14 protein-coding genes are annotated in these 16,339 nt (G+C 46.5%); all 14 read right to left on the reverse strand.

The window, feature by feature from the left end:
• Window positions 1–160 precede the first annotated feature (160 nt).
• Genes ftsA through mraZ form a run of 14 tightly spaced genes read right to left on the reverse strand, consistent with a single transcriptional unit; the run spans window position 161 to window position 16,248 of the window.
• Window positions 161–1,390, reverse strand: a complete 1,230-nt coding sequence (gene ftsA, locus B7Y67_RS04915; protein WP_293597644.1) for a cell division protein FtsA — start codon at window positions 1,388–1,390, stop codon at window positions 161–163.
• Window positions 1,391–1,399: 9 nt separating this feature from the next.
• Window positions 1,400–2,266 carry a cell division protein FtsQ/DivIB gene (locus tag B7Y67_RS04920; RefSeq protein ID WP_293597645.1) on the reverse strand — a complete coding sequence of 289 codons (867 nt, stop codon included), beginning with the start codon at window positions 2,264–2,266 and terminating at the stop codon, window positions 1,400–1,402.
• Window positions 2,263–3,255 (reverse strand): D-alanine--D-alanine ligase, encoded by a 993-nt coding sequence (locus B7Y67_RS04925; protein WP_293597656.1) that lies wholly within the window; start codon window positions 3,253–3,255, stop codon window positions 2,263–2,265. The genes B7Y67_RS04920 and B7Y67_RS04925 overlap by 4 nt, the downstream gene beginning before the upstream one ends.
• A 13-nt stretch (window positions 3,256–3,268) precedes the next feature.
• The gene (gene murC / locus B7Y67_RS04930) at window positions 3,269–4,705 is read right to left on the reverse strand and encodes a UDP-N-acetylmuramate--L-alanine ligase (RefSeq protein WP_293597646.1); all 1,437 of its coding nucleotides are present in this window, start codon (window positions 4,703–4,705) and stop codon (window positions 3,269–3,271) included.
• On the reverse strand, window positions 4,702–5,775 hold the full coding sequence (murG, locus tag B7Y67_RS04935; RefSeq protein ID WP_293597647.1) for an undecaprenyldiphospho-muramoylpentapeptide beta-N-acetylglucosaminyltransferase: 1,074 nt from the start codon (window positions 5,773–5,775) through the stop codon (window positions 4,702–4,704). Before murG ends, murC begins: the two co-directional genes overlap by 4 nt.
• Complete coding sequence (ftsW, locus tag B7Y67_RS04940; protein ID WP_293597648.1) at window positions 5,772–7,043, reverse strand: putative lipid II flippase FtsW; 1,272 nt, start codon at window positions 7,041–7,043, stop codon at window positions 5,772–5,774. Before ftsW ends, murG begins: the two co-directional genes overlap by 4 nt.
• Window positions 7,040–8,659 carry a UDP-N-acetylmuramoyl-L-alanine--D-glutamate ligase gene (gene murD / locus B7Y67_RS04945; RefSeq protein ID WP_293597649.1) on the reverse strand — a complete coding sequence of 540 codons (1,620 nt, stop codon included), beginning with the start codon at window positions 8,657–8,659 and terminating at the stop codon, window positions 7,040–7,042. The genes ftsW and murD overlap by 4 nt, the downstream gene beginning before the upstream one ends.
• A gap of 10 nt (window positions 8,660–8,669) precedes the next feature.
• Window positions 8,670–9,839 carry a phospho-N-acetylmuramoyl-pentapeptide-transferase gene (gene mraY, locus B7Y67_RS04950; RefSeq protein WP_293597650.1) on the reverse strand — a complete coding sequence of 390 codons (1,170 nt, stop codon included), beginning with the start codon at window positions 9,837–9,839 and terminating at the stop codon, window positions 8,670–8,672.
• Entirely contained in the window at window positions 9,830–11,278 is a 1,449-nt protein-coding gene (murF, locus tag B7Y67_RS04955) for a UDP-N-acetylmuramoyl-tripeptide--D-alanyl-D-alanine ligase (RefSeq protein ID WP_293597651.1), read from the reverse strand. Before murF ends, mraY begins: the two co-directional genes overlap by 10 nt.
• Window positions 11,275–12,828 carry a UDP-N-acetylmuramoyl-L-alanyl-D-glutamate--2,6-diaminopimelate ligase gene (locus B7Y67_RS04960; protein WP_293597652.1) on the reverse strand — a complete coding sequence of 518 codons (1,554 nt, stop codon included), beginning with the start codon at window positions 12,826–12,828 and terminating at the stop codon, window positions 11,275–11,277. The genes murF and B7Y67_RS04960 overlap by 4 nt, the downstream gene beginning before the upstream one ends.
• Window positions 12,825–14,597 (reverse strand): penicillin-binding protein 2, encoded by a 1,773-nt coding sequence (locus B7Y67_RS04965; protein WP_293597653.1) that lies wholly within the window; start codon window positions 14,595–14,597, stop codon window positions 12,825–12,827. Before B7Y67_RS04965 ends, B7Y67_RS04960 begins: the two co-directional genes overlap by 4 nt.
• Window positions 14,594–14,860 carry a cell division protein FtsL gene (ftsL, locus tag B7Y67_RS04970; RefSeq protein ID WP_293597654.1) on the reverse strand — a complete coding sequence of 89 codons (267 nt, stop codon included), beginning with the start codon at window positions 14,858–14,860 and terminating at the stop codon, window positions 14,594–14,596. The genes B7Y67_RS04965 and ftsL overlap by 4 nt, the downstream gene beginning before the upstream one ends.
• Complete coding sequence (rsmH, locus tag B7Y67_RS04975; RefSeq protein WP_293597655.1) at window positions 14,857–15,807, reverse strand: 16S rRNA (cytosine(1402)-N(4))-methyltransferase RsmH; 951 nt, start codon at window positions 15,805–15,807, stop codon at window positions 14,857–14,859. Before rsmH ends, ftsL begins: the two co-directional genes overlap by 4 nt.
• A 12-nt stretch (window positions 15,808–15,819) precedes the next feature.
• Window positions 15,820–16,248, reverse strand: a complete 429-nt coding sequence (mraZ, locus tag B7Y67_RS04980) for a division/cell wall cluster transcriptional repressor MraZ (RefSeq protein ID WP_041484992.1) — start codon at window positions 16,246–16,248, stop codon at window positions 15,820–15,822.
• Window positions 16,249–16,339: the final 91 nt, after the last annotated feature.

Below are 16,339 nucleotides of genomic sequence, written 5' to 3' on the forward strand. Positions count from 1 at the left end.
CATTAACACCGCGACGAATCATGTGCTGAACTGCATTACCACCTGCACCACCAACTCCAACCACTTTAATAATGGTTTTGCCGGCTGTTTCTTGATCTAGCATTTCAAATTCCATATACCCTCCTAGGTAATAAGTACTACATTGACGACGACGAAAAACTTAAAAATTTCCTGCGAACCATTCCTTCATGCGCGAGATCACACTTTGCAACGCGCCTGACTGAGATACTCGACGGCCACGCAACAGTTGCGCCTGGCCTTCCATTAATAAACCGATACTGGTAGCAAAACGTGGGCTACGTAAAACTTCATGCAGGTGGCCACGGTACTCAGGGGTACCGATGCGCGCTGGGCGCAAGAACACTTGTTCAGCAAGCTCAACCATGCCTGGCATCAAAGAAGTTCCGCCGGTCAGTACGATTCCTGAAGACACCATATCTTCGTAACCAGAATCACGTACAACACCCCGAACTAATGTGAATAACTCTTCAACCCGCGGCTCAATCACGGCAGCTAAGGCTTGTTTTGACATTGGGCGTGGCTCACGATCACCAACACCTGGGACATCAATCATTGTGGTTGGATCCGCCATATCTTGTCGAGCAATACCGTACTGAATTTTTAAATCTTCCGCATCAATCGTCGGCGTACGCAATGCCATTGCAATGTCATTGGTAATTTGATCGCCTGCAATCGGAATCACAGCAGTATGTCGAATAGAGCCTTGACAATAAATTGCAATATCAGTTGTGCCACCGCCAATATCTACCAAGACAACACCTAACTCTTTCTCATCTTCTGTTAGCACAGCTAAGCTAGAGGCTAGCGGCTGCAAGATAAGATCATTTACTTCCAAGCCACAACGACGCACACACTTCACAATATTTTGCGCAGCACTAACTGCACCAGTAACAATGTGCACTTTCACCTCAAGGCGTAAACCACTCATGCCAATTGGCTCACGCACATCTTCTTGCCCATCAATAATGAATTCTTGAACGAGGATATGGAGAATTTGCTGATCAGTTGGAATATTGATTGCTTTAGCAGTTTCTAAAACACGTTCAACATCACCAGCGCTAACCTCTTTAGCGCGAATCGCCACCATACCGCTGGAGTTAAAGCTCACAATGTGATTTCCAGCGATACCAGTAAAGACCTGCACGATCTGGCGATCCGCCATGACCTCCGCCTCTTCAAGCGCTTTTTGAATGGATTGGACAGTAGCTTCAATATTGACAACTACACCCTTCTTCAAACCCTTGGATGCAGTTTGGCCAACGCCAACTACATTAAATTGGCCATCAACTCCCAATTCAGCGACTAATGCAACCACCTTGGAGGTTCCAATATCTAATCCGACCAATAAATCGCGGTTGTCTTTACTCATTCTTATTCCTCATTGCTTCTGCTCACTTTTTTTGCCGTCTGCTTCATTCTTTTTCAAACTTGCCGAAGCAAGATGCACTGCAAATCCATTTGCATAGCGCAGATCAATTGCATCTACGCGATTAGCCCATCTCTCTTGAACCTGTGGCCAATACTTAAATAGGCGCGCGACACGATCTTCGGTTAATGTTTTATCTGAATTCTCTTCATCCCTACCGAACTCCACCTTCATGCCATTGGATAACTTCACATGCCAGGCGTAGCGATCAGAAAGGGTTAAGCTCTTTACTTCTGCGCTCCAAGGCTTAAACCAGTTATTTGCCTTTTCATATAGGCGCATCACTTCTTTGCTTGCATCCTCTGGCCCTGAGAAATCAATCAAAGAAATACCATCTCCCACATCAGAAACGCGACCAGCAAAGAGTTCACCATGGGTATTCATTAAGGCGTGACTATCCACGCCACCCCAAGTACCAAAAGGCTTTTGCTCTTCAATACTCACAATCAATCCGTTAGGCCAGACTCTGCGAACGTTGGCATGACGCACCCAAGGCATGGACTCGAAGCCACGCTTCACATCCTCCAACCTCACACTGAAAAAATTTCCTTGAACCGTCTCTAAAACCTGTTGCTTTACTACAGGCTTATTAATATGTTTGAGTGTTTGTCCAGCCAATGGCTCAATGACAACTTGGCGTAAGGCAAAGACGGGGCGCTGACTTAGCCACACTAAAATTCCAACGCAAACCATGATCGCGAAACAGCGCATTAAGAAACGGCTCAGCTTTTGCATCCGCTCTGCATGATTCCAAAGTGGAGATGCCAATGAAGTAAACACTTCACCGAAGCCGTTTAAGAAAGCACTCATCCGACTCATGCTTGCGCAGCCCCTTTGACATTCAAAGTCTGGCTAATGACCCAGAGAACTAATTCAGCATATTCAACACCAGCTGCTTTTGCAGCCATCGGAACCAAAGAGTGTGAAGTCATGCCTGGGGATGTATTCATCTCCAAGAGATAAGGTTTGCCAGTTTTTTGATCGAGCATCACATCAGCGCGACCCCAAGTCCTACAACCGAGAGCACGATAGGCAGCCAATGCTAGTTCTTGAACCGCATTGTTTACCTCTGGCGCTAGACCGGTTGGGCATAAGTATTTTGTCTCATCAGAGAAGTACTTATTATGAAAATCGTAATTGGCTTCAGGTGGAATAATTTTGATTACAGGCAAAGCCTCAGCATCCGCTCCAAATCCAACTAGGGGGCAAGTCAACTCGTCACCAACAATGCAAGTCTCAGCAATCACTTTTTTATCCATTCCAGCAGCCAACTTATAGGCAGCAGGCAACTCGTCGATGGATTTCACTTTCGTTAAACCGAGTGATGAACCTTCATGTGCAGGCTTGACAATCAATGGTAGACCTAAGTGCTGCACCACTGCATTCCAGTCACTATCGGCTTTCAACTCCTGAAACTCTGGGGTTGAAAGGCCGCTACTGATCCAAACAAGTTTGGTCGCAATCTTGTCGATCGCTAATGCGGATGCCAACACACCACTACCGGTATAAGGCAAACCTAAGAGATCAAGCAATCCCTGGATCGTACCGTCCTCACCGTAACGTCCATGCAAAGAGATAAATACACGGTCAAATTTTTCTTTTGCTATTTCGGTTGGGCAACGCAAGCTTGGATCAAATGGATACGCATCCACACCTTTAGAGAGCAGCGCTTCCAATACGCCATTACCCGACATTAAAGAAATCTCACGCTCACCAGAGCGACCACCGAGCAATACACCCACTCGACCAAGAGATTTAACGTCCAAGTTTGCGAGCTCACTCTTCACGCGCTTACCCCAGGAATACATTTGTGTACTTTGATTAGGCATGTTTTGCCTCCGCCAATACATGAGGCAAGCCAGAGATAGAACCTGCACCCATCGTGATTAAGACATCACCATCACGCAATAAGGCGCTGAGTTTTTCAGGCATCTCAGCAACACTCGGAGCAAAGGCCACGGCTGAGCTATCTAAAGAGGCTTTTAAAGCTGTATCCGTTGTCAGCGCTGCTTTCATGAGACTTTGACCATCAGCACCTGGAATCTTGGCCTCACCAGCTGAATACACTTCAGTTAACACAAGTGCATCAAAATTTTTGAGGACCTGAACAAATTCACCAAAGCAGTCACGCGTTCTTGTAAAGCGATGTGGTTGGAATGCCAATACCAGGCGACGATCAGGATAAGCCCCGCGAGCCGCAGATAAAGTAGCTGCCATTTCTACAGGATGATGTCCGTAATCATCTATCAATGTGAAACTTCCACCAGACGCCAAAGGAATTTCACCATACCTTTGGAAGCGACGACCAACACCACTAAATTCAGATAAAGCTTTCACAATAGCCTCATCACCCACACCCAGCTCAGTAGCGATACCAATTGCCGCCAGGGCATTGCGAACGTTATGCAAGCCCGGTAAATTTAATTGCACTTCAAGTCGACCAGGCTTATTGCCGTGGCGACGCACGGTTTTACGATCAACCGTAAAGTGCATGCGAGTACCTTCAGCGCGAACATTACTTGCACGAATATCTGCATCTTCAGATAAGCCATAGCGTAATACTGGCTGAGATACAAACGGGATAATGTCTCGCACGTTTGCATCATCAATACAAAGTACTGCGATGCCATAAAAAGGCATGCGTTGAATGAACTGGACAAATGCTTGCTTTAATCTCGCCATGTCATGCTGATAGGTATCCATGTGATCAGCATCAATGTTGGTGACTACCTCCATTGCTGGGAATAACTGCAAGAAGGAGGCATCAGACTCATCTGCCTCAACAACAATAAAGTCGCCTTGGCCTAAGCGCGCATTAGCACCTGCAGAATTTAGCTTTCCACCAATCACAAAGGTTGGATCCAGACCACCTTCAGCTAAGACGGAGGCAACCAAACTGGTCGTAGTGGTTTTACCGTGAGTACCCGCAATTGCAATGCCCTGCTTCAAGCGCATGAGTTCACCGAGCATAACAGCACGTTGAATTACGGGGACTTTAGCTGCGCGAGCAGCTAGTACTTCAGGGTTATTGCCTGCAACCGCAGTAGAAATAACCACTGCCTCTGCAGTACCAATATTTTTAGGATCATGTCCAATATGAATAACTGCGCCCAAATCTCTTAAGCGCTTAGTTGCAGCACCTTCAGCTAAGTCGGATCCAGATACCTGATAACCCAGATTCAACAGCACTTCGGCAATACCGCTCATGCCTGCGCCACCGATACCAACAAAATGTATTTGCTGAACAATATGTTTCATATACCTACTCCTGCACAGTCTGCACACACTTCGGCCACACGCTGAGTTGCATGAGGCTTAGCTAAAGCATGAGCACGTTCAGCCATTACTTGTAAATCTTGGCGGCTAAAGTTTTGAATCATGGATGCGAGATCCTGCGGATTGAGATCTTGTTGTGGGAGCAGAATTGCTGCATCTGCATCCGACAAAAATCGTGCGTTTGCAGTCTGATGGTCATCAATTGCGTATGGAAATGGAACCAAGCAGGATGCAACACCACATGCTGCGATTTCTGAAACAGTCATTGCACCAGAGCGGCAGATCACGAGATCTGCTTGAGCATAGGCAGCTGGCATATCGTCAATAAAAGAGCGAATGTCAGCAGCAACACCTAAATCGGCATAACGCCCTTGTAAATCTGCGAGATGTTTATCACCTGCCTGGTGAATCACACATGGACGAGCGTCCTTATCCATCAATGCCAAGGCGGCTGGAATCGCCTCATTTAAGGCGGCAGCACCTAAACTACCGCCCACCACCAGAATAGATAAAGGACCAGTGCGCTCCTGGTAACGCTTTGCTGGCGCACCTACAGTGTCGAATTCTTCACGAATGGGATTGCCTACCCACTCAGCATGAGCCAGCGTATTGGGAAAGCCGGTCAGGGTACGCATAGCAATTTTGGCGAGAGCGCGATTGGCACTTCCGGCTACGGAATTGGCTTCATGTAAAACCAGCGGCTTCTTCAGAAACTTAGTCATTAAGCCACCAGGAAATGTAATGTATCCACCCATACCTAAAACCACATTTGGCTTAATGCGGCGCATGATCTTCAAGCTCTGAAAGCTCGCTCTTGCCAAATTAAATGGCAACATCAATTTTGCTTTGATGCCTTTGCCACGCAAGCCGCCAAACTCAACTGCCTCAAATGGGAAGTCACAAGCTTTTACCAAGCGATATTCCATGCCACTTTGATTTCCAAGCCAAAAAACCTTCCAACCACAAATACGTAGGTATTCAGCAACAGCTAGACCCGGAAAAATATGTCCCCCAGTACCACCGGCCATAATCAAGATGGATGGCTTGGTCATAGCTTGCCACCTCGCATCAAGATTCGGTTCTCATAATCAATACGCAGGAGCATTGCGACTGCAACTGCATTCATCAAAATTCCTGATCCGCCATAGCTGACTAAAGGAAGAGTCAAGCCTTTGGTAGGAAGCAAACCTAAGTTCACACCCATATTGATAAATGCTTGCCAACCAATCCATATCGCCACACCTTTAGCGGCAAGGCCAGCAAAACTGCGATCCAATTGCAAAGCGGTACGGCCAATGAGAAACGCACGACGCACGATCCAATAGAACAGGAAGATCATCACTACTACACCGATAAATCCAAGCTCTTCACCAATCACCGCCATGATGAAATCAGTATGCGCTTCAGGAAGATAGTGTAATTTTTCAACACTGCCACCTAGACCCAAACCAAACCATTCACCGCGACCAAATGCCATCAGAGAATGGGTTAATTGATAACCTTTATTTGCTGCGTTATCGACTTGCCATGGATCCATAAACGCCAACATGCGGCCACGACGGAAAGGCGAAAGAGCAATCATCGTGGCGCCACTCATCAAGCCAACTAAAATCAGACCACCAAACAACTTAGCGTTGATACCACCCAAGAACAAAATTCCAAAGGCAATTAAAGCGACCATAACAAATGCACCCATGTCTGGCTCAGCCATAAGCAAGCCCCCAACCAAGGCAACCGCAATGCCCATTGGTAACATACCCTTCACAAATGAGTGTAGATATTCTTGGCGTTGCACTGTATAGCTTGCAGCAAAAATTACTGCGGCAAATTTCATTAATTCAGATGGCTGGAAGTTCATCAGACCTAAAGGAATCCAACGCTTTGCACCATTCACACCTTTTCCAACGCCAGGGATAAGTACGGCAATTAATAGCAAGACTGTAAAACCAAAAATCACTGGTGAATAACGATCCCATACATGAGTTGGAATCTTAAATACCCAAATAGCAACCCCAATGGCAATGGCCAATGAAATGCAATGACGAATTAAGAAAAAGTTGCTGCTGTAATTTGCATACTTAGGGCCATCAGCCAAAGTAATGGATGCCGAATAGACCATCACCAAGCCAATTAATGCCAGGGACAATACTGCCCATACCAATAGCTGGTCATAATCCATCATGCGCGAACGAGTTTGCTCAACGCCAGAAACCGCATCCCTCAAACCACTGCGGAAATTATCTATCCCGCCTCTGGAGAAATTCCAGAAGCGGCCAAGGCCCAAACGATTCTCAGGAAAAATTTTTTCCTTCAAACTCATGCATGGACTCCTTCGAATTGCATTCCCAATTCTTGAACTTCTGCAACAAACGCTTCGGCACGCGCCACGTAATCACTAAATTGATCAAAGCTAGCGCAAGCCGGGGACAATAAAACGATGTCGCCAGACTGGGCTTGTTTTGCAGCCTCGGCTACTGCATTTTGTAGAGTCTCACTCATAACGCAGGACACTGAGTCAGCCAAGGCCTCTGCAATCATTGGAGCATCTTTGCCGATGAGGTAAATGCCTTTTACAAAGCGTAATGCGGGACCACGCAAAGGACTAAAGTCTTGCCCCTTACCTTCACCACCAGCAATCAACCAGATGCGCTTGCCAGACTCATTAGCGCACAGGCCATTCAATGCAGCAACTGTTGCCCCCACATTAGTACCCTTGCTGTCATCTACATACTCAACGTTAGAGACAATCGCAACGCTTTGAACACGATGAGGTTCACCATGGTAGTCACGCAAACCATGCAAGAGCATATTCATCGGCAAACCAGCAGATCGTGCCAAGGCTAGAGCAGCTAATGCATTCAAAGCATTGTGGCGACCACGAATGCGTAAAGCATCAACTGGTATTAAACGCTTGAGTCTTAATGGATCTTCCTCTACAGCGACAGCTTTACGGCGACGCTTAGGTTGAGGCTCAAGATCTTCATCCACTTCAGCCCAAACTAGCCAATCAATTCCACCTGCGCGTAGATCATGCTCAATTCCAAAGGCACCCTGCTCATCAGGGCGACTTGCGCCAAAAGTAATAACTGATTTATTTGCCTTTTGCTCATCAGTCAGCAGATTCATTACCAGTGAATCATCACGATTCAGAATGCAGATAGTATCCTGTCCAAAGATATTCGCTTTTGCATCAACATAGGCCTGCATACCTCCATGCCAATCCAAGTGATCTTGCGTAATATTTAATACAGTTGCTGCTGTTGCATTAAACGTGCTTGTGTAAACCAATTGGAAGCTAGAGAGTTCAAGCACCCAAATCTCAGGCATATCAACAACTTGATCAGATTCATCAAGGCAAGACATTAATTTATCTAGTGCTGCTGGACTAATATTTCCAGCAACAGCAACTCGCTTGCCAGCGCGCTCACACAACTGCCCTGTGAGCGCAGTCGTTGTTGTCTTTCCATTGGTTCCAGTAATCGCCAATAAGGCAGGCTTATATTGAGACTCTACGACTTGAGCCATACGATCCAATGCAGCAATAGCCCTAGCAAAAAATTCCAGCTCTCCCCAGATATCAATACTAGTTTCTTGCACTTTAACCAAGAATGAAGCCACCGGCTCTTGCAGTGGCGATAAACCAGGGCTAATTCCGATGACATCAATATTGTTTAAATTGATGTCATCAAGAGGTCCAAAGTAAGCGTCTTTGAGTCCTGCAAATTCAAGATCAGCCAACCAGGCTTTTTGTCGTTCATTCAGGTGTTCACGATCACGCGTATCAGCTAAGCTGACTTTTCCAGCATTTCGCAAACACCATTTGGCCATGGCATAGCCAGACTCTCCCAATCCTAAGATCAAGAAATGTTGGGGTGCTTGATAGCCCTCATCTGCAATGAGTGCTGGGTTAGCGAAGGCTTGGTCTAAGTTATGCATATTCTTTGGCTTACCGTAATTTCAGGCTGGAGAGGCCAATGAGGACTAATAAAATAGTGATGATCCAGAAGCGAACCACTACCTGCGTTTCGCGCCATCCATCCAATTCAAAATGGTGATGCAGTGGTGCCATCCTAAAAATACGACGGCCTTCACCAAAACGCTTCTTGGTAAATTTGAACCAGAACACTTGCAACACCACTGAAACAGTTTCTGCTACGAAGATTCCACCCATCACGAAGAGGACGATTTCTTGGCGAACAATCACGGCAATAGTACCGAGTGCGCCACCCAATGCGAGTGCACCAACATCACCCATGAAGACTTGTGCAGGATGGGTGTTATACCAAAGGAATGCTAATCCCGCGCCACCCATAGCACCACAGAAAATCATGAGCTCGCCTGCACCAGGAATATATGGGAACAACAGATACTTTGCGTAAATTGCATTACCCATCACATAAGCAAAAGCACCCAAAGCAGCGCCAACTAAAATCACCGGCATGATCACGAGACCATCAAGTCCATCCGTAAGATTCACGGCATTGCTACTACCAACAATCACCAAGTAACTCAAAATGATGAAACCCATTACACCCAATGGATAACTCACCTCTTTCATAAAGGGAATGAGTAAGTTTGATTTGGCAGGCAAGTCCAAAGCGAAGCCACTCTTGAGCCAATCAAAGAACAACTGCAAGACTTTGAGGTTATTCACTTCGGATACAGAGAAAGCCAGGTAAATAGCAGCAAATAGTCCAATCAAAGTTTGCCAAAAGAATTTTTCTCTTGAAGCCATTCCCTTGGGATCTTTGCGCGCTACTTTGCGGTAATCATCAACCCAACCAACCAAGCCAAATCCAAAAGTCACAATCATCACAATCCAAATAAAGCGATTGCTCAAATCAGCCCACAACATGCAGGAGATAAAAATGCCCAAAAGAATAAGCACGCCACCCATTGTTGGGGTGCCCGATTTCACTAAATGGGTTTGTGGGCCGTCTTTACGAACCGCCTGACCCATCTTCAATGCAGTCAACTTCCGAATAACCCATGGGCCAGCCGCTAAGCCAATCAGCAAAGCGGTGACTGTTGCCATCACCGCTCTAAAAGTGATGTAGTTAAAGACCCGGAAAAATCCAAAATCATCCTGTAACCATTGCGCCAATATCAAGAGCATGTTTTAGCCTCCTCTAATAAGGCCTGTACTACACGCTCCATACGCATAAAACGAGATCCCTTAACCAAAATATCTAAATGCACTTGCTTGCTCGATTCTTGATCTACCAGCGCCTCAGTAAGCTCTTCAAGCAACCCATCCAATGTGGTGAAGTGTGTAGCACCACCAGTAAGCTGAGTCTTCTGAGAATTATTAAAGCTCTGCACCGCAAATTTGCACTGCTCTCCGAGGGCGAATAGCTTGCTAATGCCCTGCTCGGCAGCATAGGCGCCAACTTCCTCATGGAAAGTTGGGCCTTGATCGCCGACCTCACCCATATCACCCAACACCAACCAAGAAGCATTTCCAGACTGCTTCAGTGCATCAATAGCAGCCCTCACAGAATCAGGATTCGCGTTGTAACTATCGTCAATCAAGGTTCGGCCTGCATTTAAAGGTTTGGATTGCATGCGACCATTGACTGGGATAAAAGATTCCAGACCCACTTTGATTTGCTCCAAACTTAAACCAGCACCTAAAGCTACCGCGCCGGCGGCTAGAGCATTACGTACATTGTGAATTCCCAAGGTATTGAGTTGCACCTCAACCTTGCCAAGTTCAGTTGAAATCTCAATTCTTCCACTAACTAATAGCTTTCCAGTCACAGAAGCTTTGACCAACGCCGAGTCTGCAGATAAAGCAAAATCAATCACTTTGCGCCCTGCGGCAGCTTGATGCCAAACCGCGGAGAATTCAGAATCCGCTGGGAATACTGCAACACCATCCGAGGGCAGTGAACTCAAAGCAGCTGCGTGCTCTTTTGCAACTGCTTCCACAGTCGACATAAATTCCTGATGCTCACGCTGAGCATTGTTAATCAAGGCAATATTGGCCTGAGCAATGATGGCCAACTCTGCTGTTTCACCAGGATGATTCATACCTAACTCAATCACCGCCAAGCGATCGCTTGATCGCATACGTAGCAGAGTTAAAGGCAGACCAATATCGTTATTGAAATTACCTTTGGTAACCAGCGTACATTCTTCGCCGGCAGCAGCCTTAAAGATAGACGCAATCATCTCTTTAACAGTAGTTTTGCCATTTGATCCAGTTACTAAAGCTACTGGAATAGAAAACTGTGCACGCCATGCTTTTGCCAACTCACCTAAACTTTGTTTAACATCCCGGACGCATACTGCAGGTAAGTTTGCAGGGCATTTATCTTTCTGGCTAATAAGCGCTGCACTTACGCCCGCTGTGGCCACATCACCCAAAAAATCATGCGCATCAAAACGTTCGCCAGATAAAGCGATAAATAATTCATCTGATTGGATCTGGCGACTATCGCTGCCAACGCAAGCAATAGAGATCGCTCTAGCCGACTCCACGTCAACATGAATCAATTGACTGTCTGGCAGCATGGCATGCACTTGGGCAAGAGTAGTCATAGGCGTGGTCATACCTGACCCCTTGCAGCTAAACGAATATGCTCTTGATCAGAAAAATCAAATTTCTTGCCATTAATTTCTTGGGTCGACTCATGCCCCTTACCAGCAACCAAAACAATATCTTTTGTATCCGCATGACGAACGGCAGCCATAATGGCAGCCGCTCTATCAGGCAGCGCCTGCACATTCGAAAGGTCACCTGACATACCAGCTTGAATCATGGCAATAATAGAACTCGGATCTTCAGATCTGGGGTTATCACTCGTAATCACAATATGATCTGCAAACTCTTGCGCTGCATGACCCATTTGAGAACGCTTACCTGAGTCTCGATCGCCACCGCAACCAAAAACACACCATACTTTTCCATTACGTTGATTTGCAATGGAGCGCAATGCGTTCAATGCTTTAGTGAGGGCATCTGGCGTATGGGCATAGTCCACAACAATTAATGGACCATTGGTCCTTTGTGTTTTATTTAAGCGAATCAGCTCCATCCGACCTGGAACGGCACTCAGCTTATTCATGCGCTTGGAGGCTTCGCCGGGGCTCAAGCCTTGGGCTAATAGAACTGTCCAGACAGCAAGGCAATTACTCAGATTGAACTCACCCAATACTGCAAGTTGAACAGCACTTACACCCGACGCATCACAGTTAAATTGAGATTCATAACCCGCAGTCGTAAATTGAGTGTTTTCTGTATACGCACGCCTCAGACGATCACCAAATTTCTCAAATCCAGCAAATGCATTACTGCTTAATGCGTAGCCCCATACTTGAGGGCTATCGACAGCGAGGAGCTTCATTGCTAATTCACGCCCAAATGCATCATCAAAATTAATGATGGCATTTTCAAGCTGAGGTAGATGGAATAGCTTTGCTTTTGCCTCAGCGTAGTCCCCCATCGTGCCGTGATAATCCAAATGATCTTGAGTCAAATTCGTAAATACCGCAGTACGGACATCCAAACCGGCAATACGATCTTGATCGAGCGCATGGGAAGAAATCTCAATAGCTACTTGCTGAGCACCCGCATCAAGCAATTCTTTTAATTGAGTTTGTAAACGTGGTGCATCAGGTGTGGTGTAACCAGTCTGAATCAACATACGTGGAAATCCAGCACCCAAAGTACCCAATACCGCAGTTCGATGATTAGACTCGTCTAAAGCCTGCGCCAGCCACTGAGTAATACTGGTTTTGCCATTGGTGCCTGTAACACCGATGACATTGAGATTTTTGCTTGGGTAGCCATACCATTGAGCACAGAGCTCACCAACTAAGCTGGATAAATTTTCGACAGCAAAACATTCAGAGCGATCCAAGTAATCATTCGCCACGCCATCAGCAGGATCAAATACAACCGCTGCTGCGCCATTTGCCAAAGCAGCAGTAATGTAATCACGGCCATCTCGCAAGGCATTGCCATGACCAACTGGGTATGCAAAGAAAATATCACCAGATTCAACTTGACGACTATCTGCAGTCACTTTTGCATCTACTGATGTGAGATCGCGTAAATGTGAGATCAAGAGATGGGGTTCAATATTCACCATTGCCATCATCTTTTCAAAACCATTACATTTGTTTTTACTGCAGCACTCTGAATTTCCGCAGGATTTTTATCCTCCAGTGCCATCTGCTTAATATTGCTATCTGGCAAGACATTTAAAGTGCGCAAAGTCTCACTCACGATAGTAGAGAAAACTGGTGCTGCAACATCGCCACCATAGTGACTGCCGCCAGTCGGCTCATCAATCATCACAGCAACCACAATACGTGGCGCACTAATGGGTGCCAAACCTGCAAAGTAAGCCCGGTATTTGTTGCCGTAACCCTTACCCACTAATTTATGCGCTGTGCCTGTCTTTCCACCAACCCGATAACCTTCAGCCTGTGCTTTGATGGCAGTACCTCCAGGCTCTGTTACCGACTCCATCATGCTGCGCATTTCTATGGCCGTCTTAGCAGAAATAACATGTGTACCAGGCTTAAATTCTGGACTACGCTCAATTGTGAGTGGGACCAATTCTCCATCACGAGCAAAGATGGTATAAGCACGAGCCACCTGAAAGAGTGAGCCTGAAATGCCATAGCCAAATGCAATCCGCGCTTGATCTGTTGGCATCCATTTTTTATAAGGATGGACTGTGCCCGCTACTGCACCGGGGAAGCCAATCTTTGGCGCCTGACCCAAGCCAACAGATGTATAGAAATTCCACATCTCTTCTGCAGATAAATTATTCATTGCAATTTTGGCAGTACCAATGTTGCTTGATTTCTGAATAATTTGAGCGACTGTCAAGTTGCCATAAGGATGGGTATCTGTAATCGGTTTTGGACCAACCAAATATTTCGCACCAATTACCATATTGGTATTGGGGGCAATAACCCCCTTCTCCAAAGCGATCGCTATCGTCAATGGTTTTATTGTTGAGCCAGGTTCAAAGGTGTCAGTTAAAACGCGATTACGTAATTGCTCACCAGTTAACTTCTTGCGATCGTTAGGGTTATAGCTTGGATAGTTTGCTAAGGCTAAAATCTCACCAGTCTGAGTATCCAATACCACTGCACCGCCAGCACTAGCGCGGTGCTGCTCTACCGCATTCTTAACAGCGTTATAAGCTAAAAACTGAATCTTGCTATCAATCGAGAGCTGCAAATCTTTGCCGTTTTGGGGCAACTGCAAAATTGCAACATCCTCGACAACGCGACCCAAGCGATCTACAACTACTCGACGTGCCCCTGGATGTCCAGCTAAGTCTTTTTCTCGAGAGAGCTCCATACCCTCTTGGCCACGATCTTCCACATTAGTAAAGCCGACAACATGCGCCATCGCTTCACCTTCTGGATAAAAGCGACGATATTCGTTATTCAAACCAATACCTGGGATTTCTAATTGCTTAATCTGTTGAGCCACTTCAGGGTCTACTTGCCGCTTCAAGAAAATCTGCTTACGCTCTTCTTTTAACTTTTTACGCAACTCTGATTCACTGATCTGCAAAAGACTCGCTAACTTTTGAACCTTATCCGCAGCTAAATTATCAGGCACAGTATCGTTATAAGCAATCACCGACTTTGCTTCCAAGCTTGTCGCAATCACTTGGCCATTTCGATCCAATATTTTTCCGCGGGAAGCAGGTAATTCCAACTCACGCTGTGTACCGCGTACGCCCTTAGCTTCATAAAAAGCATTTCCGGGACCCTGAATCCAGAATGCGCGGATCAGTAGCAGCATAAATACGAAGAACAGCATAAATAGCATGAGGCGTGACCGCCACATTGGCAGACGCAATACTAGGTTAGGCGTAGTTGAAAAACCTACTGGCCTCATCTAGCCTCCTTCAAGTACACAGTACGTTCTGGAGATATCGGGACCATGCGCAACTGATTACGAGCAACATCACGAATTCGTGCAGACTTCGATAAGTTGCGCTGTTCATACTCTAAACGTAACCAATCCTGGTTAAGCTTGTGCTCTTCAATTTGCGCGCGCTCTAGAGAGATAAATAATTTACGCGCACGCTGCTGGGCTGCCACCAAAGATAGTGCGCAGACTAATAGCAATACCAGCAAGGTTAACGTAGCGCGATTCAAACCAGCACCCCTGCACGTTTTTCAGCAACACGCATGATGGCTGAACGAGCACGAGGGTTCTCACGAACTTCCTCGTTGCTTGGCTTAACGCGTCCAATAATCTCTAAGGCACTTTGTGGTAAATCTCGATCACGGACAGGCAACCCCCGAGGCACCTCAACCTTGGCGTGTGACTGCAGAAACTGCTTCACAATGCGATCTTCTAGAGAGTGAAAACTAATAACAGCTAAACGTGCGCCCGGCCTTAATAAATTGAGTGCTGCTTTTAATCCAAGCTCTAAATCTTCTAGCTCACGATTAATAAAAATTCGGAGTGCTTGGAAAGTTCGAGTAGCGGGATCTTGCCCCACCTCTCTAGTGCGAACCACGCTGGCTACCAAGCTTGCTAATTGCAAAGTTGTTTTTGGCGACAAACCTTCCTCTCGCTTAGCTACGATAGCTTTTGCGATTTGAAATGCAAAACGTTCCTCACCATAAGTCTTAATCACGCGCGTGATGTCCTCTTGTGATGCTTGCTCCAACCATTCTGCTGCTGTCAAACCATGATCCGTGTTCATACGCATATCGAGCGGACCATCCTTGCGAAAGGAAAATCCACGATGTGCTTCGTCCACTTGTGGAGAGCTGATTCCAAGGTCCAACAAAATGCCATCGACTGATTCTGGTTCCGCGTACTGATCCATCTGCGCAAAACTGTCGTGCACGATTCGTAAACGAGGATCGTTGATTTTTTCCGCGACTGCGATCGCATCCAAATCCTTGTCGAAGGAAATCATTCGCGCGTTCGCAGGCAATTGCGAAAGCAGTGCTTGCGTATGACCGCCACGCCCAAAGGTTCCATCGATCAAAAGTAGATTTTTTGAAGCTTCGGGAGAGGTGATGCGTGGGCCACTGATCAGCGCCGTCACCGCCTCGGCCAGCAATACTGGGCGATGAGTTATGTTCATAGCACCCTGTCATCAAAAATTAAATTGCTTCAGGGCTTCAGGCATACCTTGTGCAATGGCAGCCTGTTCTTTTGCAGCATAAGTGGCGGCGTCCCACAACTCCAGATGACTACCCATGCCGAGTAGCATCACTTCTTTTTCAATGCCAGCAGCTGATCTCAACTCTGGGCTCACCAAAATTCTGCCAGCGCTATCCAAATCAACTTCAGCAGCATTACCAAGGAAGATTCGGCGCCACCAATGGGCATCCATCGGTAATTGCGCGACACGTGAACGGAAGGTTTCCCACTCAGGACGGGGGAACAACAATAGGCATCCATCAGGGTGTTTTGTGAGCGTAATCCGGCCCTCACCTTGGACTAACAAGGCGTCACGATGCTTTGCCGGCACAGACATTCGGCCTTTTGCATCTAAATTGAGAGCTGACGCACCTTGAAACACCATTTACCCCACTTTTTCACACTTCCTCCCACTTTAGAGGATCGCAATAAGAGGGTCAAGTGTTTTTGGGTAATTTTTTAGGAAATTTCCT

This window comes from Polynucleobacter sp. 35-46-11, from assembly GCF_002281105.1.

Excerpts from the sequence above, each read along its gene's own strand:
- ftsA (WP_293597644.1), bottom strand. The coding sequence starts at position 1,390 with ATGAGTAAAGACAACCGCGATTTATTGGTCGGATTAGATATTGGAACC.
- B7Y67_RS04920 (WP_293597645.1), bottom strand. The coding sequence starts at position 2,266 with ATGAGTCGGATGAGTGCTTTCTTAAACGGCTTCGGTGAAGTGTTTACT.
- B7Y67_RS04925 (WP_293597656.1), bottom strand. The coding sequence starts at position 3,255 with ATGTATTCCTGGGGTAAGCGCGTGAAGAGTGAGCTCGCAAACTTGGAC.
- murC (WP_293597646.1), bottom strand. The coding sequence starts at position 4,705 with ATGAAACATATTGTTCAGCAAATACATTTTGTTGGTATCGGTGGCGCA.
- murG (WP_293597647.1), bottom strand. The coding sequence starts at position 5,775 with ATGACCAAGCCATCCATCTTGATTATGGCCGGTGGTACTGGGGGACAT.
- ftsW (WP_293597648.1), bottom strand. The coding sequence starts at position 7,043 with ATGAGTTTGAAGGAAAAAATTTTTCCTGAGAATCGTTTGGGCCTTGGC.
- murD (WP_293597649.1), bottom strand. The coding sequence starts at position 8,659 with ATGCATAACTTAGACCAAGCCTTCGCTAACCCAGCACTCATTGCAGAT.
- mraY (WP_293597650.1), bottom strand. The coding sequence starts at position 9,839 with ATGCTCTTGATATTGGCGCAATGGTTACAGGATGATTTTGGATTTTTC.
- murF (WP_293597651.1), bottom strand. The coding sequence starts at position 11,278 with ATGACCACGCCTATGACTACTCTTGCCCAAGTGCATGCCATGCTGCCA.
- B7Y67_RS04960 (WP_293597652.1), bottom strand. The coding sequence starts at position 12,828 with ATGATGGCAATGGTGAATATTGAACCCCATCTCTTGATCTCACATTTA.
- B7Y67_RS04965 (WP_293597653.1), bottom strand. The coding sequence starts at position 14,597 with ATGAGGCCAGTAGGTTTTTCAACTACGCCTAACCTAGTATTGCGTCTG.
- rsmH (WP_293597655.1), bottom strand. The coding sequence starts at position 15,807 with ATGAACATAACTCATCGCCCAGTATTGCTGGCCGAGGCGGTGACGGCG.